This is a genomic window from Deefgea piscis (assembly GCF_013284055.1).
GTDB classification, from domain to species: domain Bacteria; phylum Pseudomonadota; class Gammaproteobacteria; order Burkholderiales; family Chitinibacteraceae; genus Deefgea; species Deefgea piscis.
The window spans coordinates 929,802-945,537 of record NZ_CP054143.1 but is presented as its reverse complement, the minus strand read 5'-3'; the positions used below and the strand labels follow the sequence as shown (position 1 = coordinate 945,537).

Here is a 15,736-nt window from a genome sequence, read left to right as displayed (position 1 = left end):
AGTAAGCAGTATAGGTTAAAACTAACTGAATTGAGCGAAGCGATTTCAAACTGAATATCTGCTTAGCTTATTGCTTACCATTCCAATGCACAAAATTTCTTAATAATTGCAGTCCCGCAGTGTGGCTTTTTTCGGGGTGGCATTGGATTGCAAAAATATTATCTTTAGCAATTGCCACGGCAAAACGATTGGGATAACTGGTTTCAATGATGGTGTCGTGTGGTTCGGCCGGCGCAAAATGATAGCTATGAACGAAGTAAAAGCGCTCTTTGTCGGCAATGCCAGCCCACAGTGGGTGGTCTTGCACAATGAATGTTTCATTCCAGCCCATATGCGGCACTTTGAGTTTTTGGCCGTGCTCGTCATGCATATTTTCGGGCTTGAACTTAATCACCTTGCCTTTAAATACGCCAAGACAATCCATATTGCCTTCTTCACTATGTTCAAACAATAACTGTGCACCAACGCAAATGCCTAAAAAAGGCTTGCTCGCCGCGGCATCGAGTACGGCTTGCTTTAAGCCGCTGGCTTCGAGTTCACGCATACAATCGGGCATGGCACCTTGGCCAGGAAAGACCACTTTATCTGCGCTGGCCACAACAGCAGGGTCGGCAGTGAGGATGATTTCAGCATCGGCTTGCGCGACAAACTCCAATGCCTTGGTCACCGAATGCAAATTGCCCATGCCGTAATCTACGATTGCTATTTTCATTTTAAATATTTCACCACAGAGGCACAGAGACACAGAGGGAGTAGTGGAAAAACAAAAACGATTGAGTGTTCATTGGTCGTCTTGGTTTGTCTCTGCGCCTCTGTGTCTCTGTGGTTAATGTTTTTAGCCAAATTAGCCGACTAGCGTGCCCTTGGTCGATGGCGTGATGCCCGCCATGCGGGGGTCGTGCTCAACGGCCATGCGTAATGCGCGGCCAAGTGCTTTAAAAATCGTTTCGGCTTGGTGGTGGGCGTTTTTGCCCTTTAGATTGTCGATGTGCAAGCTAATGGCGGCATGGTTAACAAAACCACGGAAGAATTCACCAAATAAATCAACATCAAAGCCGCCAATCATTGCGCGGGTGTATTCGCAATCGTATTCCAAGCAAGGGCGGCCCGATAAATCGACGACCACGCGCGAGAGTGCTTCATCCAGTGGCACATAGCTATGGCCATAGCGCACAATGCCTTTTTTATCGCCAACCGCTTGAGCAAAGGCTTGCCCTAACGTAATGCCGACATCTTCAACAGTATGATGGGCATCAATATGCAAATCACCAACGGCTTTGATTTCAATATCAAACAGGCCATGGCGAGCGACTTGGTCGAGCATATGTTCAAAAAAAGGTACACCGGTATCAAATTTACTGATTCCCGTGCCGTCTAAATTGAGGGTAATGGTGATTTGAGTTTCTAAGGTATTGCGGCTAACTGTTACTTGGCGCATGAGTCTGTTCTCGAGATTGGCAAAGGGCATTCAGCGGAATGCGCGGACCACGATGATGTCGTCCTATTCTATCAGAATCCGCCTAATCGTTACGGTCGCCACCGCGATTCTTTCTTACAAAAGTGAATGGGCTCGAAGCTTGTCGCTGGGCATTCAGGTTTAATCTGACACTATTATTTGCAGTAATGACATTTATCTTGGCGCCTCGCTCAAGTAATTCGACCTTGATGACGATAATAAGGCAAATAATCGTCTGAAAACGCCTATTCGTCCGTACTATACCGCGGATGAATCTGAGTACAACAAATTCAAGGGGTGAATCCATTCTGTGTTTGAGCTGCCATTAACCGAGCAAGTAATGCGACAACAGCGCGTATTGGCGGTAACGCAATCGATGTTTATCGAACCGGTGCGCGCACGCACGCAGTGTTTGGCGTTGTTAGCTGAAGCACGGCAAGTGTTTGATGCGCCTTGTTTGATTGATTGCGCTTTGTTGCTCTCGCAAATCGAAGATCAGCTAGGGGATGTAAAGCATGCGCTGAGCTGCTTAACAGAAGCATTGGTCTACGCCGAAGAATTCAAGCAAATGCAGCGCACGCCAGAAATTCTGGAGCAAATTGGCCGTTGTTACTACTCGCAAGCGTGTTACCCCCAAGCGCTTGAGCATTGGCAGCAATGTGCGGTCTTGTGTGGCAAACAAGTCGAGTTATTAAAAACACGCAGTTTGGCCTTAATTGGCTTGGGGCAAATTTGTGATGCCGGTGGCGACTATGCATTGGCGGCGAAAATGCACAGCCTAGCGCATGGATTATTGCTGGGGCATGACGAGCCATTTTTATTGGTTAAGGCCAAAATTAATTGGGCGGTTAATTTAAAAAAGATCGGTGAAATCCCTGCAGCAAAAGCGTTACTGCGCGAAGCTTTGCAGCTGTGTTTACAGCAGAAACTGCCACATTATGCGGCGACCAGTTCCTATCGTTTGGCTGAAATTAAGCTAGAAACGGGCGATCTAATCACTGCAGAAAATTTAATTGCGGATGGTTTAGCGATTGTTGCTAGCACGCCATATCATTGGGCCGAGGTTAATTTATTGGCGTTATGGGCGCAATTAATGGCCAAGAAAGGGCAGCTGGTCTCGGCGCTGAGTATTATTCAGCGTGGCTTGTTGATTGCAAAAGCCGATGGCTTACGGCATTTAGAGATGCGTTTAAGTGAGCAGGCCGAGCGTTACGCTCGCAATACGGGGCAGTTTGAATTAGCGGATGATTTAGCGCGCCGAGTGAATTTTATTTTGCTGCATTTAAATGCGGGGATGGTGCCCAATATTTCACCCGATTTGAGTGGTTTGAGTGAATTACTTGTTTAGGGTATGTGGCTGTAGCTTGTTTTCTTATTAGTCTATAGAGCAATACTTAAGTTATAAATTGCTAATCTCAACAGCCCCACAATCGTGATTGTGGGGCTGTTTGGTTTAAGCTTTTAAGCGTAGTTCAGCGGCATTGGCGTGGGCTGTCAGGCCTTCACCGTGCGCGAGCACGCTGGCGATTTTGCCTAACTTTTGTGCGCCGGCTTCAGAGACTTTGATAATCGACGAGCGCTTTTGGAAGTCATACACACCGAGCGGGCTGGAAAAACGCGCGCTGCGGGCCGTCGGCAACACATGGTTGGGTCCTGCACAATAGTCGCCCAAGCTTTCTGAGGTGAATTGCCCCATAAAAATCGCTCCCGCATGGCGGATTTGCGGCAATAGTGCGTCTGGATTGGCCACTGACAATTCCAAATGCTCTGGTGCGATGTAATTGCTGATTTCGCAGGCCTCAGTTAAGTCTTTCACCAAAATCAGCGCGCCGCGATTGGCCAGTGATGCGCTGATAATGTCTTTGCGCGGCTGGCTTGGTAGTAATTTAGCGATGCTGGCTTCAACTTCAGCTAAGTAAGCAGCGTCGGTACACAGCAAGATCGACTGGGCGATTTCGTCGTGTTCGGCTTGGCTAAATAAGTCCATTGCCACCCAATCGGCAGGCGTATTGCCGTCGGCAATCACCAGAATTTCGGATGGGCCAGCCACCATATCAATGCCGACAATCCCAAATACTGCACGTTTGGCGGCGGCGACGTAGGCATTGCCTGGGCCGGTGATTTTGTCGACTTGCGGAATGGTTTGCGTGCCAAATGCCAATGCGCCAACGGCTTGCGCGCCACCAATGGTAAAGGCACGGCTCACACCCGCGACATACGCTGCACCCAGCACCATATCATTGCGCTCACCACGCGGTGTTGGCACCACCATGATGATTTCTTGAACACCAGCAACGTGTGCCGGAATGGCATTCATCAGTACCGACGATGGATAAGTTGCTTTGCCACCGGGAACATAAATACCCACGCGATCGAGCGCGGTCACTTGCTGGCCGAGCAGTGTGCCGTCTTCGTCTTGGTATGACCATGACGTCATTTTTTGCTTTTCATGAAAGCTACGCACGCGTGCGGCAGCGGCTTGTAATGCGGCGGCTTGATCGCTGGGTAGGCGTTCAAACGCGGCTTTGAGTTCTGCTTGGCTTAGCTCCAAATCGGCCATCGATTGGGCGCTGGTGCCATCAAACTGATTGGTGTATTCAATCACGGCGGCGTCGCCACGTGCTTTTACATCCGCCAAAATGGCGGCAACGCGAACGTCGACTTGTGGGTCTTGCGAGGTTTCAAACGCCAGCAGTGCGGTGAGTTCAGATTGAAAATCGACGGAAGTAGAATCAAAACGGCGAATCATGGCGTAGACCCAATGCAAGAAAGAATGGCGTTGATTATACCCTGACTTATCCGTCTATCGGCGGCGATCCAGCTAATTGTCATTTAAGGTCGCAAGTTGAAAACACTGGAAAGTGAGTGCGCTAGGTGTAATTTTTGTCTTTTGATATTGAGCTCGATAGCAACAAAAAGCGCCGCCCATATTGGACGGCGCTGTGTATGGCAGTGCGCTGTTTAGTGCGAGCTAGACACTGAATGCAATAATTTATCGGTGTAGGCCAACGCGGCAGCAGACACCAGGAAAGACAAATGAATAATCACTTGCCATTTCATGGTGGCCTCAGAGGTTTGAGCGGCGTTGATAAAGGTCTGCAATAGGTGGATCGATGAAATACTGATAATCGCCATCGAAAGTTTGACTTTAAGTACCGTCGCGTTGACATGATCCAGCCATTCAGGTTGGTCTGGATCATTATCAATATGCAGTCGAGAAACAAAGGTTTCATAACCGCCAACGGTGACCATTAGCAATAAGTTTGCAATCATCACCACGTCGATCAAACCCAATACGGCGAGCATAATTTGGGTTTCACTCAATGAAGTTAAATTCATGAGCATTGTGTAAAGCGCGGCGAGAAACTTATAAGCGTAAACGCCTTGCACCACGATTAGGCCGAGATAAATCGGTAGTTGTAGCCAGCGGCTACTAAAAATGATTTTTGAAATTAACGGGGTTTTTAGATTGGATGCTGTTGAGGGTTTCATCTCACAAGGTCTCATAAATTCGAAGAAGTGGAGTTGTCAGTTTTACTGACCGCGTGATCGTCGTTGAGTTCGGTTTTGGGCTCGATTTTGGGTTTACGCGGCGTTTTGGGTTTGGATTGCGGAAAAATCACCCGACTAAAAATTAAAGTCATAAACACGCCAAAATGCGTGGTCCCAATCAGTGATTCGGCAATAAATAGCATTTGCCCTTGATCAGAACACGGCAGTAAATCGCCAAAACCGACGGTAGAAAAAACTTCAGCTGAAAAATAAATCGCTTGCAGTAAAGTCGGCTCTTTGAGGCAATGCAGCTGTGGGCCAAATAAAGCAAAATGATGCCAACCGATAGCAAAGACCAAGGCCAAAATGATGTTACTTAAGACAAACAACCAAACCGCATGTTCCGGCGTAACGCCTTCGCTAAGACGCTGGCCTTTCGCAATACTAAAAATAAAGTAAAAATAATTAGCGTAAATGGCAACAATAAAAAAAATCAGCCGCTCATTGACGTGGGTAAAGGCAAATAGCTGCAATAGCCATGGCCAGCAAAACATCATGGCTAGCGCATAAAATGGCGCTTTGCGCCAACTAATCCAGCTTTGCCAGCGCACGGTACTTAGTTTTTCCGGCCGTTCACTGTCGCGGTAAACGCGTCCAGCATCGGTTGAATCCGCGCTTGCTTGAGTTTGAGTGCCGATTGATTGATGACTAAACGACTCGAAATATCGCGAATATGCTCAACGGCCACTAAATCATTGGCTTTGAGCGTGCTACCGGTTGAAACCAAATCCACAATCGCATCGGCCAAGCCCACTAAGGGCGCTAATTCCATTGAGCCATACAGTTTGATTAAATCGATGTGCACGCCTTTGCTGGCAAAATGCTCTTTAGCCTGCTCGGTGTATTTAGTGGCGATGCGTAAACGCGCGCCTTGTTTTACGGCTTCGGCATAATCAAAGCCATTTTGCACTGCCACCATCAGGCTGCATTTGGCGATTTCTAAATCCAGTGGCTGATACAAACCTTGGCCGCCATGCTCGATGAGCACGTCTTTACCGGCAACGCCTAAGTCGGCCGCGCCGTATTGCACATAAGTTGGCACGTCGGAAGCGCGTACGATAATCAGCTGCACATCGGCTTGATTGGTGCCGATAATCAGCTTACGTGTGCTTTCGGGCGCTTCACTTGGCACAATCCCTGCCGCTGCCAATAGGGGTAGCGTTTCTTCAAAAATACGGCCTTTCGATAGCGCGATCGTAATCATTAGGATTTCCTGCAGTGGCGCTAAGCGCCACGGTTTTATTTAAATAGTTTGAGACCGGCAGGGTATTTAGCTGGCCAACCATTCATGGCTTTGGCCGCTTCCCAAACTGAAAACAAAGAAGCACCAATGGCGACCCACCAAATAAAAATGGGTGTTTTAAAGAACAAGGTCGCAATCAGCGCCAAGACATAAAAACAAGCCATTAGCATTTGAAAGTTACAAATTTGCACCGCGTGTTGTTCAACGAATTCTGAGTGCGCGCGGGCAAATTGCAAACCCAAAAAAGGAACAATCAGCGCCAACACTTGCAGCGGGATAATCGGTAACCAAGATAGTCCCGACAAATGCAAAATCACGGCACAGGTTTTTTCTGCCTGTGTGGGCGGTTTGAGTTTGCCGTCGCTATCTTCACTTGCTGGTTTGGGATTGATATTGAACATTAATGAAATCGCTCAATACTTGCGCCAATGCCGGCGAGTTTGGTTTCAATATGCTCATAGCCGCGATCAAGATGGTAGATACGATCGACAATGGTTTCGCCTTCGGCAATCAAACCGGCGATGACTAAGCTGGCCGATGCGCGTAAATCAGTGGCCATGACGACGGCACCAGAGAGTTTTTCAACGCCGGTGATGATGGCGGTATTGCCTTCGGTATTAATTTTTGCGCCCATGCGAACCAATTCAGGTGCATGCATAAAACGATTTTCAAAAATCGTTTCAGTCACCACGCCGGTGCCTTCGGCGATACAGTTGAGCATCATAAATTGCGCTTGCATATCGGTCGGGAAGGCTGGGTACGGCAGCGTGCGTAAATTCACTGCGCGCGCGCGATGCTTCATATCCAATGAAATCCAAGTTTCACCGGCTTCGATATAAGCGCCGGCTTCGCGTAGTTTATCCAGTACCGAATCCAGAATGTCAGCGCGGGTATTTTTAAGTAGCACTTTACCTTGCGCTGCAGCTGCGGCAACTAAGAAGGTCCCCGTTTCGATTCGGTCAGCGATGATGGCGTGTTCTGCGCCATGCAAGCTGGCAACGCCTTCAATGGTAATGGTGTCAGTGCCGTGGCCGGTGATTTTGGCGCCCATTTTGATCAGGCATTCCGCCAAATCAACGACTTCGGGTTCACGTGCCGCGTTTTCAATCACGGTAATCCCATCAGCCAGCGTTGCCGCCATCAATAGGTTTTCAGTGCCGGTTACCGTGACCATATCGCAAACAATGCGCGCACCTTTGAGGCGACCTTTGGCTTTGACATAACCGTGCTCGATAATGATCTCAGCACCCATGGCTTCAAGGCCTTTGATATGCTGATCAACAGGGCGCGCGCCAATGGCGCAACCGCCTGGTAAAGACACTTGGGCTTCACCAAAGCGAGCCAGTGTTGGGCCGAGTACCAAAATTGAAGCGCGCATGGTTTTAACCAATTCATACGGCGCAGTGAGGCTAGTGAGTTCAGCAGCAGTGAGTTCGTACTCGTGGACGTTATCAGTCATCACGCGAACGCCCATGCCTTGCAGCAATTTTTGCGTGGTTTTCACATCGGCCAATTGCGGCACATTGGTCAAACGTAATGTGTCAGCAGTTAGCAAGCAGGCACATAAAATCGGCAGTGCGGCGTTTTTTGCGCCAGAAATGGTGATTTCACCAGCCAGTGGGTGGCCACCGATAATTCTTAATTTGTCCATGATTGTATCAATTCTCTAAAAACGAAATAGGCAATGAAATCCGTCGACTTATGGCTTATGCAGCATCCAATGCGCGATCGCATGATGCTTGGCAGTGGCTTGGCGACGGTGAAGTTTTATTTAAACCAAGTCCACCACACCCAAGCGACAATACCAATTAGCCACGGCAAATTAGTTAGTGCCACTAAACGGCCAACGCTACGGCGATCTTGGGGTTTTTTGGCGTCGATTTTGGCTTGTTCAATAACGGCTTTGGCGTCATCAATGGCCGATAAATCAAAACGTTTATCGGGTTCGGCCATTAACGTTTGGCCATTTCAGCCGGTGTGAGGGTCGCGCGCATTGAAATTGCGTGCAATTCACCTGAATCGATATAGGATTTTAAGCCGTCGTTGATTAAGCGATGTCGCGCTAATAAACCCAAACCTTCAAAGCGGCTTGAGACAATCGTGGCATAAAAATGATGACCATCGCCTTCAACATCCAGTTGTTCGCAAGGCAGGATTTGGGCAATAAGGGCTTGTACTTGTTCTGGCGTCATGATGCTCTTTAGGGGGTCAAATCGACTCTAGGCGATGAAATTATCGCTGGAGTAAAAAGTTAGCGGCGAATTTTGTATCCCGATTTTATCAAGGAGAAGGCCATTGCGGCGAGAATAAGTAAACTAAATCCGACTACGGACAAAGAAAGCCATGGATTGACATCACTTTGACCAAAAAAACCGTAGCGAAAGCCGTCAATCATATAAAAAACTGGATTAAAGTGCGATACCTTTTGCCAAAATGACGGCAAACTATGAATCGAGTAAAACACGCCAGATAAAAACGTCAGCGGCATAATCAAAAAGTTTTGAAAGGCGGCGAGCTGATCAAATTTTTCGGCCCAAATCCCAGCAATCATGCCCAATACCGCCATAATGCCGCAGCCTAGCAGCGCAAAAATTAAGATCCATAAGGGGTATTTAAGGCTAGGCATATCAAATATTAGTGCGGTGAGCGATACCCCTAGACCGACCACCAGTCCACGCACAATTGCGGCCAAGGTATAGGCTGAGAAAAACTCAAAGTGCGACAACGGCGGCAGCAAAACAAACACCATGCTGCCGGTGATTTTGGATTGAATAATGCTCGAGCTGGTATTGGCAAACGCGTTTTGCAGCATGCTCATCATCATCAAGCCAGGAATCAAAAACGCGGTATAGCTCACGCCTGCTAAGGGCTGAACGCGATCGGCTAATACTTGTGAAAACACCAACAAATACATCAATGCCGTTAAAATCGGCGCGGCGACAGTTTGAAAGCCCACCTTCCAAAAACGTAATATTTCTTTATAAAACAGCGTATAAAAACCGGTCATTGTCGTTGCCTAAGGTCCAGCGGTGAGGGGACGGTTGCGCGCGGTTAAGCACTCATCATTTGAACGAAAATGTCTTCTAAATCAGCTTGGGCAATTTCGATGTCTTTGAGCGTGAGGCCCGCTTGGCGCAAGGTCATTAAAATATGCTCAAGTGCATTGCAGTCGGCCAGTTTGATTTCAAAGCCATTGTCACGCTCGCGCAGTAATAGCGACTGCAAAGCCGCGGGCCATTGCCCCGCAGTGAGCTTGATCAGTGCGGTGCGCGCGGCGCCCCGGCTCATGATTTGCTCTTTGTTTTCTAGCGCCAGTAGGCGGCCTTGCTTGAGCATGGCGATGCGATTACACAGTGTTTGCGCTTCTTCGAGGTAGTGCGTGGTGAGCACAATGGTATGGCCAGCTTGATTCAGGCTGCGAATAAAGGCCCACAATGTTTGCCGTAACTCGACATCGACCCCTGCGGTCGGCTCATCAAGTACGATAACCGGGGGTTTATGTACCAAGGCTTGAGCTACCATAACGCGGCGCTTCATACCCCCAGATAGGGCGCGCATATTGGCGTCGGCTTTACTCGTTAGGCCGAGGTTTTCCAGAATATCGTCAATCCAAGCGCCGTTATTTTTTAAACCAAAATAACCCGATTGAAATTGCAAGGTTTCGCGCACAGTGAAAAAAGGATCAAACACCAATTCTTGCGGCACGATGCCGACGGCGCGCCGCGCTTGGCGGTAATCGCTGCTGACGTCGTAACCCATGACGGTGGTGCGCCCTTGGCTGGCTTTGCTCAGGCCCGCAAGAATAGAAATCAACGTCGTTTTGCCGGCGCCATTGGGGCCAAGTAGGGCAAAGAAATCGCCTTCTTCAACGCGAAAACAAATGTCGTTCAGTGCAGTAAAGTCGCCAAAATGTTTGCTTACGTGGTCAAAAATAATTGCGCTCATGGGGTTTCCGCAGTAGCTGCGCTTGGGGCGCTGGCGATCGGTGCTGCTTCTGGGCCATCAGCGTCTAAGTCGTCTGCTGAGCCCATGGGTAAAGGAAACGGTGGGTTGCCATCGTGAATTTTAAACCAGCGGCGCTGTAAATAGCTGTCGCGGATAAAAGCGTAGGGATCCACTTGCTCGTCGATGATTTTATCTAACGGTAAGATTTGTGCCCGAGCATTGACGATGTAGACGCTGTAATAAGTGATTTGCCCGGCTAAATCATCAACGTAATCAATTGGCCCCCAAATAAAGCGCGATAAAGGCTCTACGCTATCGCGTAAGGTGGTTGGGCCATAAAATGGCACCATCAAATAAGGCCCTGTTGGTAGGCCCCAATAGCCGAGAGTTTGGCCTAAGTCTTCATTTTGTTTTTCAATCGGTAAATCACTAGCCCAATCAATAAGGCCGCCCACGCCCACGGTTGAATTCACCAAAACTCGACCAAAGCTTTTGGATGCTGGGGTGGCTTTGCCTTGCAATAGCGCGGCGGGAATGCTGAATAAATCATCGATGTTTTCAAAAAAGTTATCGACGCCTTTACGTAGCGGCGGCGGCACAAAGCGTACATAGCCCTTGGCGACTGGTCGCAATACCGCATCGTCAACCGCTTTATTCATTTTATAAATGGGGCGGTTGATTGGCTCGAGTGGGTCGTAATTATTTTGCGGCGTTGCACAAGCGCCGAGCAGCAATAAGGGGAACACAATCAGGCGGCGTAACATGGCAGACTCAAAAAGCAAATTAGATAGATGAAGTATAGAGAGCATTTTTAGCAACTTGATTCGCTTTCGCCGGCATTATAAAAAAAATGACTTAAGCCATAAACGGCAATCAGTTGCAGTAGATTTGCGGGTAAATGAATCAGCCGTAATGTGCATTGCGCCGCACTAGCACGGCGCTGCCATTCGAGCAGTAAGGCCACAGCACTCGAATCGACTTGCTTTAAATCGCTAAAATCGAGCGTGAGCTCGGCTTGCGATAACGAGGCGTCGAGTAGATTGAGTGCTGCAGGGCTACTGGCAAAGCTGAGCTCTGCGCTAATACGAATCTCGGTCTTCATTTGCTTTGACGTGAGCTGTTATTTTTTTCGCTCAGCGATTTAATCAAACCATCAATGCCATCTTTGCGAATCACGGCGCCAAATTGGTTGCGATGATTATTGATAAAGCTAATGCCTTCAACGCTGATATCAAACACCTTCCATTCGCTACCGATTTTTTCAAAGCTAAAATCCAGCGGAATCGGTTTTTGCCCCGGTAAGCTCACTTCGGTGCGCACGGTTTGTTCGCTAGCGTCATTACCTGCACGCGTACCGCGCACATTGATTTGCGCGTTTTTGTATAAAGTCAGCGCCGATAGATAAGTGCGAATCATCATGGTGCGAAATTCTTTGCTAAGCGCATCTTGCTGCGCGGGCGTTGCGCTTTTCCAGTAACGGCCTACAGCCAGCGAAGTCATTCGATTGTAATCGGCCAATGGCGACAGGCGTTGATCGACTAAGTCGCGCATTTTGCTAGTGTCTTTATCATTTTTTTTAATGATATCGAGCACGTCTTTACTGGTGCTACGCACAATTTGTTCTGGCGTATCATTGTTGGCAATACTTGCGCCAGCGGTAAAGCTAAAGGTGATGATTAATAATAATTTACTAAAAAGCGAGTACATGTTTATTGCTCCGAGTTGTTGGCTTTGTCGCCTTGACTAAATAAAAAGCGACTAATGAGTTGCTCCAGCACAATGGCAGAAGAGGTGACTTTAAAGCGATCACCATTGACGAGGTTTTTCTCGTCTGCGCCCGGCGTGATGCCAATATATTGTTCGCCCAATAAGCCCGAGGTCAGAATCTCTGCAGAGCTGTCTTTGCTAAAGTGGTAGCGGCTATCCATCGCCATTTCGACCTTGGCGACATAGCGTTCATTATCAAAACTAATATTGCTCACGCGGCCAACCACCACCCCAGCACTTTTAATCGGCGCGCGAGGTTTAAGGCCGCCGATGTTTTCAAAATCAGCGCTTAATTCGTAGCTCGATGTGGCAGGCAAACTGCTTGAGCTACTCACTTGCAACGCTAAAAACAATAGGGCGGCAATGCCAGCTGCGGCAAATAAACCCACCCAAAAATCAATCATGCCTCGTTTCACTATTAAACCCCTCGGAACATAAACGCGGTCAAAATAAAGTCCAGCGCCAAAATAACTAAAGAACTCGTGACTACCGTGCGTGTCGTCGCCCGCGAAACCCCTTCTGCGGTTGGCAGTGCATCGTAACCTTCAAAAACGGCGATTAAAGACACGGCAAAACCAAAGAACACACTTTTGATAATGCCATTCATCACATCAAGGCGAAAATCAACCGCGCCTTGCATTTGCGACCAAAAACTACCGTCGTCCAAGCCCAATAAGTGCACGCCGACCAAGTAACCGCCAAAAATCCCCATCGCGCTAAAGATCGCTGCCAGTAAAGGCATGGAGATCACCCCACCCCAAAAACGCGGTGCAACTACGCGGGCGATTGGATTAACCGCCATCATTTCCATGGCAGACAATTGCTCGGTGGTTTTCATTAAACCAATTTCAGCCGTGATGGCACTACCAGCGCGGCTGGCAAAAAGGAGCGCAGCAACCACGGGGCCCAATTCGCGAACTAAAGATAACGCTACTAAAATCCCGAGCGAGCTCGAAGCGCCAAAGCGTTGCAGCGTGTCATAGCCTTGCAACGCCAACACCATGCCCACAAACAGCCCCGACACTGAAATAATCAATACCGATAACACGCCAGCAAACCAAATCTCACGCATCGTCAATTGCGGGCGCAGCAGGCAACTGCCTGAATGGCGCAAAATAGCGATTAAAAATCGGCAAGCAAAACCCAGCTTAATCAAGGCATTGGTGAATGGTGCGCCAAGACGGCTAAAAAAATTAAACAACAAAAGTGGCCTCCGCGATGGTGGTATTCAACATGTCAAACCCAGTTGCTCAGCATAAGGTACTGCTGGCTTATGAAATGGCAATGGGCCATCGGGACGTGCATGAATAAACTGCTGCACGAAAGGGTGCGTTGAGGCTTTGACTTCTGCTGGCGTGCCTTCGGCCACTACGCAGCCATCGGCTAGGAAGTAAACGTAATCGACAATCGCCAACGATTCGGCAACATCATGCGTGACCACAATCGACGCCGTACCGAGGGCATCATTGAGTTCACGAATTAATTTACCCACCGTTGCCAAAGAAATCGGATCTAAGCCAGTAAACGGTTCGTCATACAGCATCACCGCAGGGTCTAAAGCAATGGCGCGCGCCAAAGCCACGCGTCTTGCCATGCCGCCAGATAATTCATGCGGCATTTGCTGTGCCGCGCCGCGTAAACCAACGGCTTCGAGCTTCATCAGCACTAAATCTTTAATCATCGATTCAGGTAGCTGAGTGCGCTCGCGCAGCGGGAAAGCCACGTTATCAAACACCGATAAATCCGTAAATAACGCCCCAAATTGAAACAACATGCCCAATTTACGCCGCATTTGATACAGATCGTGCTCGTTGAGTTGGCCAACATTTTGCCCATCCAGCCAGACAGCACCTTGCTGGGCCTGTAATTGGCCGCCAATCAATTTGAGCAAGGTAGTTTTACCCGAGCCTGAGCCACCCATGATTGCCACCAGTTGACCACGGCGTATTGATAACGATACGTCGCGCAATATCTGGTTTTCAGCATAGGAAAAGCTGACATTTTGAAATTCAAGCAGGTTCATGGATTTAAGCTGAGTGATTGAAAACGAATTTTAGGGCTTTCTAAGTATACAGGCTAGAGGTCATTATTGATGCTGCGTTGCAGCAAAACAATTCGCATCACCGTCATTGCGCTGATGACAGGCTTGCAGCTTCTTCAATCATAACGCCGGATTATACCGTGTATATATTTTCTCACACCTGACTATTTGACGTATTGCATGCTGGCTCATGGTTTTTAAGGCGGGGCATGAGATACCTCGATGAGTGTTGCCAGAGCAAATTCTTTCTTTACATTTACTTACAATTTATTTAAACAAACGCTATGCTATTTGACAGATGAAATCTTGTTTTCAAGCTGCTGCCATACGGCTTATGTCATGGGGTTTAATTTTGTATCAAACGTATTTTGGTTTACATAGCCCACCATTTCGTCTGACTTCGCATCCTGATTTTTTCTTCTTAGGGGCGGGGCGCGGTGAAATACTTGATACCGTACTGAGCGGTATTCAGGCGGGTGAAGGCTTGATTCAAGTGATCGCTGAAATTGGCGCGGGCAAAACGCTATTGTGCCGCATGCTATTGGCACGGCTATCCAATCGCGTTGATACCATATTTATGCCGAATTTTGCGGTACTTGAGAATGAGTTTTTAGTCACCATTGCGACGCAATTACAGATTCAACTCAGTGGGACCAGTTGCCATCAAGTGTATGCTCGAATTGAAGCGGAGCTCATACAACGGCAGGCTGCAGGTCGGCGGGTGGTGTTATTGCTGGATGCTGCGCATGCCATGCCGGTTGAATCGTTTGAGCTATTGCGCTTATTGAGTGATTTAGCCGTTAGATCGCAGCCATTATTGCAAATCGTGCTGTTTGCCCGCCCAGAGTTAGAGCTGCAATGGGCCAATACGGCGTTAAGTCCGCTGCGTGAACGAGTCAGTCACAACTTAGTTTTGCCTTCACTTACGGTCGATGAGGTGAGCGAATATTTGGCTTGCCGCTTATCCGCTGCGGGTTATCAAGGAGAAACCTTGTTTAGCGCTGCGGCGGTGCAATTGATTGCCAAAGCAGCGCATGGGATCAGTCGGCAGATTAATTTGATTGCAGATCAAGCCTTGCTGGCGGCCTACACCGATCAAGCTGTGAGTGTGGACGCTAAGCATGTGCAAAGCGTATTGCAAGATGAAGCGGCATCGTCACCGCGTTTTAGCCATCTTTGGCGGTTGGCGGCAATCATGGTTCTCGGCGTTTTGTCGCTACTATTTTGGTATTTTTATCCCGATCCAGTGCAAATTAACGAGCCCTTACTGTGGCCGCGCTCAGAAAAACTCTCAACGCTCAGCGAAAATGCCGACAGCAAATTACGCGCGGCAGCTGCGCCACTATTACTCAATGAGCGAGTGATGCATTCAAATAAAAAGTTGATTGCCGCTGACGCCAATAGCATGACGATCTTGGTATCTAAAGTGCCACAAAATCAGTTGCTGCGCTTAGAGCAGCTGGTCAGAGATTTAGAAGTGCATCTAGGGCCAAGTCGGGTGCTGGTGTATCCCACATTACTCAATGGCAGCTTGGCCTGGGGGGTGTTGGCAGGGCTTTATCCGGATAAGAAAAAAGCCCGCGAAATAACGCAGTTGCTGGAACAAACGCACCCACAGCGCAAGCATAAAATTCAGACCATCGGTGTTTTGCGCGGCGAAATGTTGTTGCTGCGCGACTAGATGCACGAGCAGGTCGCTGAAACTTTGAATTTTTAAAAGCTATGCTAGCTT

20 protein-coding genes are annotated in these 15,736 nt (G+C 48.4%); 2 read left to right on the top strand and 18 right to left on the bottom strand.

What is annotated here, in order from left to right; all coding sequences use genetic code 11:
* Positions 1 to 67: 67 nt before the first annotated feature.
* Together hisH and hisB are read right to left on the bottom strand one after the other, a co-directional pair.
* Positions 68 to 712: an imidazole glycerol phosphate synthase subunit HisH gene (hisH, locus tag HQN60_RS04550; protein WP_173532544.1), complete on the bottom strand. Its 645-nt coding sequence runs from the start codon at positions 710 to 712 to the stop codon at positions 68 to 70.
* Between the two features lie 132 nt (positions 713 to 844).
* Positions 845 to 1,438 (bottom strand): imidazoleglycerol-phosphate dehydratase HisB, encoded by a 594-nt coding sequence (gene hisB / locus HQN60_RS04545; protein ID WP_173532543.1) that lies wholly within the window; start codon positions 1,436 to 1,438, stop codon positions 845 to 847.
* Positions 1,439 to 1,796: 358 nt separating this feature from the next.
* Between hisB and HQN60_RS04540 the strand changes: the two genes are divergently transcribed.
* On the top strand, positions 1,797 to 2,804 hold the full coding sequence (locus tag HQN60_RS04540; protein WP_173532542.1) for a tetratricopeptide repeat protein: 1,008 nt from the start codon (positions 1,797 to 1,799) through the stop codon (positions 2,802 to 2,804).
* Between the two features lie 105 nt (positions 2,805 to 2,909).
* Here HQN60_RS04540 and hisD read toward each other — a convergent pair whose 3' ends face one another.
* The 16 genes from hisD to HQN60_RS04460 form a co-directional block, all read right to left on the bottom strand.
* Positions 2,910 to 4,205: a histidinol dehydrogenase gene (gene hisD / locus HQN60_RS04535; protein ID WP_373281543.1), complete on the bottom strand. Its 1,296-nt coding sequence runs from the start codon at positions 4,203 to 4,205 to the stop codon at positions 2,910 to 2,912.
* A gap of 212 nt (positions 4,206 to 4,417) precedes the next feature.
* Positions 4,418 to 4,948, bottom strand: a complete 531-nt coding sequence (locus HQN60_RS04530; protein ID WP_173532541.1) for a TIGR00645 family protein — start codon at positions 4,946 to 4,948, stop codon at positions 4,418 to 4,420.
* 11 nt (positions 4,949 to 4,959) lie between these two features.
* Positions 4,960 to 5,559, bottom strand: coding sequence for a potassium channel family protein (locus tag HQN60_RS04525; protein WP_173532540.1), 600 nt, complete (start codon positions 5,557 to 5,559; stop codon positions 4,960 to 4,962).
* A 5-nt stretch (positions 5,560 to 5,564) separates the two neighbouring features.
* Positions 5,565 to 6,212, bottom strand: a complete 648-nt coding sequence (gene hisG / locus HQN60_RS04520; RefSeq protein WP_173532539.1) for an ATP phosphoribosyltransferase — start codon at positions 6,210 to 6,212, stop codon at positions 5,565 to 5,567.
* Between the two features lie 35 nt (positions 6,213 to 6,247).
* A complete protein-coding gene (locus tag HQN60_RS04515; protein ID WP_173532538.1) occupies positions 6,248 to 6,652 on the bottom strand; it encodes a DUF4870 domain-containing protein in 405 nt (134 codons plus the stop codon).
* Positions 6,652 to 7,902 (bottom strand): UDP-N-acetylglucosamine 1-carboxyvinyltransferase, encoded by a 1,251-nt coding sequence (murA, locus tag HQN60_RS04510; RefSeq protein WP_173532537.1) that lies wholly within the window; start codon positions 7,900 to 7,902, stop codon positions 6,652 to 6,654. Before murA ends, HQN60_RS04515 begins: the two co-directional genes overlap by 1 nt.
* Before the next feature lie 116 nt (positions 7,903 to 8,018).
* On the bottom strand, positions 8,019 to 8,204 hold the full coding sequence (locus HQN60_RS04505) for a hypothetical protein (RefSeq protein ID WP_173532536.1): 186 nt from the start codon (positions 8,202 to 8,204) through the stop codon (positions 8,019 to 8,021).
* A complete protein-coding gene (locus HQN60_RS04500; protein WP_173534600.1) occupies positions 8,204 to 8,446 on the bottom strand; it encodes a BolA family protein in 243 nt (80 codons plus the stop codon). Before HQN60_RS04500 ends, HQN60_RS04505 begins: the two co-directional genes overlap by 1 nt.
* Positions 8,447 to 8,502: 56 nt before the next feature.
* Positions 8,503 to 9,258 carry an ABC transporter permease gene (locus HQN60_RS04495; protein WP_173532535.1) on the bottom strand — a complete coding sequence of 252 codons (756 nt, stop codon included), beginning with the start codon at positions 9,256 to 9,258 and terminating at the stop codon, positions 8,503 to 8,505.
* A gap of 44 nt (positions 9,259 to 9,302) precedes the next feature.
* A complete protein-coding gene (locus tag HQN60_RS04490; protein ID WP_173532534.1) occupies positions 9,303 to 10,196 on the bottom strand; it encodes an ABC transporter ATP-binding protein in 894 nt (297 codons plus the stop codon).
* On the bottom strand, positions 10,193 to 10,960 hold the full coding sequence (locus tag HQN60_RS04485) for an MlaA family lipoprotein (protein WP_173532533.1): 768 nt from the start codon (positions 10,958 to 10,960) through the stop codon (positions 10,193 to 10,195). Before HQN60_RS04485 ends, HQN60_RS04490 begins: the two co-directional genes overlap by 4 nt.
* A gap of 47 nt (positions 10,961 to 11,007) precedes the next feature.
* On the bottom strand, positions 11,008 to 11,298 hold the full coding sequence (locus HQN60_RS04480; protein ID WP_173532532.1) for an STAS domain-containing protein: 291 nt from the start codon (positions 11,296 to 11,298) through the stop codon (positions 11,008 to 11,010).
* Positions 11,295 to 11,903 carry an MlaC/ttg2D family ABC transporter substrate-binding protein gene (locus HQN60_RS04475; RefSeq protein WP_173532531.1) on the bottom strand — a complete coding sequence of 203 codons (609 nt, stop codon included), beginning with the start codon at positions 11,901 to 11,903 and terminating at the stop codon, positions 11,295 to 11,297. The genes HQN60_RS04480 and HQN60_RS04475 overlap by 4 nt, the downstream gene beginning before the upstream one ends.
* Before the next feature lie 2 nt (positions 11,904 to 11,905).
* Positions 11,906 to 12,379 carry an outer membrane lipid asymmetry maintenance protein MlaD gene (mlaD, locus tag HQN60_RS04470; RefSeq protein WP_217390239.1) on the bottom strand — a complete coding sequence of 158 codons (474 nt, stop codon included), beginning with the start codon at positions 12,377 to 12,379 and terminating at the stop codon, positions 11,906 to 11,908.
* Between the two features lie 2 nt (positions 12,380 to 12,381).
* Entirely contained in the window at positions 12,382 to 13,167 is a 786-nt protein-coding gene (mlaE, locus tag HQN60_RS04465; protein ID WP_173532529.1) for a lipid asymmetry maintenance ABC transporter permease subunit MlaE, read from the bottom strand.
* Between the two features lie 24 nt (positions 13,168 to 13,191).
* Positions 13,192 to 13,986: an ABC transporter ATP-binding protein gene (locus HQN60_RS04460; protein ID WP_173532528.1), complete on the bottom strand. Its 795-nt coding sequence runs from the start codon at positions 13,984 to 13,986 to the stop codon at positions 13,192 to 13,194.
* 352 nt (positions 13,987 to 14,338) lie between these two features.
* On the opposite strand from HQN60_RS04460, the gene HQN60_RS04455 reads away from it, so the two are divergent.
* Positions 14,339 to 15,685: an ExeA family protein gene (locus HQN60_RS04455; RefSeq protein ID WP_173532527.1), complete on the top strand. Its 1,347-nt coding sequence runs from the start codon at positions 14,339 to 14,341 to the stop codon at positions 15,683 to 15,685.
* The last annotated feature ends 51 nt before the right edge of the window (positions 15,686 to 15,736 follow it).

Coding starts and splice junctions, on each gene's coding strand:
- hisH (WP_173532544.1), bottom strand. CDS start 712: ATGAAAATAGCAATCGTAGATTACGGCATGGGCAATTTGCATTCGGTG.
- hisB (WP_173532543.1), bottom strand. CDS start 1,438: ATGCGCCAAGTAACAGTTAGCCGCAATACCTTAGAAACTCAAATCACC.
- HQN60_RS04540 (WP_173532542.1), top strand. CDS start 1,797: ATGCGACAACAGCGCGTATTGGCGGTAACGCAATCGATGTTTATCGAA.
- hisD (WP_373281543.1), bottom strand. CDS start 4,205: ATGATTCGCCGTTTTGATTCTACTTCCGTCGATTTTCAATCTGAACTC.
- HQN60_RS04530 (WP_173532541.1), bottom strand. CDS start 4,948: ATGAAACCCTCAACAGCATCCAATCTAAAAACCCCGTTAATTTCAAAA.
- hisG (WP_173532539.1), bottom strand. CDS start 6,212: ATGATTACGATCGCGCTATCGAAAGGCCGTATTTTTGAAGAAACGCTA.
- HQN60_RS04515 (WP_173532538.1), bottom strand. CDS start 6,652: ATGTTCAATATCAATCCCAAACCAGCAAGTGAAGATAGCGACGGCAAA.
- murA (WP_173532537.1), bottom strand. CDS start 7,902: ATGGACAAATTAAGAATTATCGGTGGCCACCCACTGGCTGGTGAAATC.
- HQN60_RS04505 (WP_173532536.1), bottom strand. CDS start 8,204: ATGGCCGAACCCGATAAACGTTTTGATTTATCGGCCATTGATGACGCC.
- HQN60_RS04495 (WP_173532535.1), bottom strand. CDS start 9,258: ATGACCGGTTTTTATACGCTGTTTTATAAAGAAATATTACGTTTTTGG.
- HQN60_RS04490 (WP_173532534.1), bottom strand. CDS start 10,196: ATGAGCGCAATTATTTTTGACCACGTAAGCAAACATTTTGGCGACTTT.
- HQN60_RS04485 (WP_173532533.1), bottom strand. CDS start 10,960: ATGTTACGCCGCCTGATTGTGTTCCCCTTATTGCTGCTCGGCGCTTGT.
- HQN60_RS04480 (WP_173532532.1), bottom strand. CDS start 11,298: ATGAAGACCGAGATTCGTATTAGCGCAGAGCTCAGCTTTGCCAGTAGC.
- HQN60_RS04475 (WP_173532531.1), bottom strand. CDS start 11,903: ATGTACTCGCTTTTTAGTAAATTATTATTAATCATCACCTTTAGCTTT.
- HQN60_RS04460 (WP_173532528.1), bottom strand. CDS start 13,986: ATGAACCTGCTTGAATTTCAAAATGTCAGCTTTTCCTATGCTGAAAAC.
- HQN60_RS04455 (WP_173532527.1), top strand. CDS start 14,339: ATGTCATGGGGTTTAATTTTGTATCAAACGTATTTTGGTTTACATAGC.